The following is a 384-nucleotide window of genomic DNA, read 5'->3' on the forward strand; positions in this document are numbered from 1 at the left end:
TTCCCTTTACGCGCAGCAACTCCGGCATGTAGCAAAGATCCCCATTTGTCTCGACCGACCGGATTGTCTCGTCGATCGTTGCAAGGGCTTCGGCGGACCGGCCTGTCGCGGCGAGACCCTGAACGAGCGCGATACTGAGCGGCGTTGTAAGCAGTTCGTACGGGGCTGCGTGAAGGTTCTGCAGAGCGCCTTGCAAGCCACGAACCCCGCTTTCCGCATCGCCTCTACGAATAGCGAGTTCGCCTTGGACGCCTTGCCCCACGGCGAGGTAAGGCCTGAGAGCGTGCAGCTCGGCACAGGAGAAGAGACGATTCAGGTGCTCCTCCGCGCGGTCGATGTCGCCGACCCAAACGAATACGGAGATGGCCCAGACCAGGGCGATGG

1 pseudogene is annotated in these 384 nt (G+C 62.0%); it reads right to left on the reverse strand.

Features of this window, described 5'->3' with window-relative positions:
• Nucleotides 1–384: pseudogene (locus tag EN808_RS36685) on the reverse strand (transcriptional regulator); the annotation flags it as partial.

The sequence above is a fragment of the Mesorhizobium sp. M8A.F.Ca.ET.165.01.1.1 genome, from assembly GCF_004792065.1.
GTDB lineage: Bacteria > Pseudomonadota > Alphaproteobacteria > Rhizobiales > Rhizobiaceae > Mesorhizobium.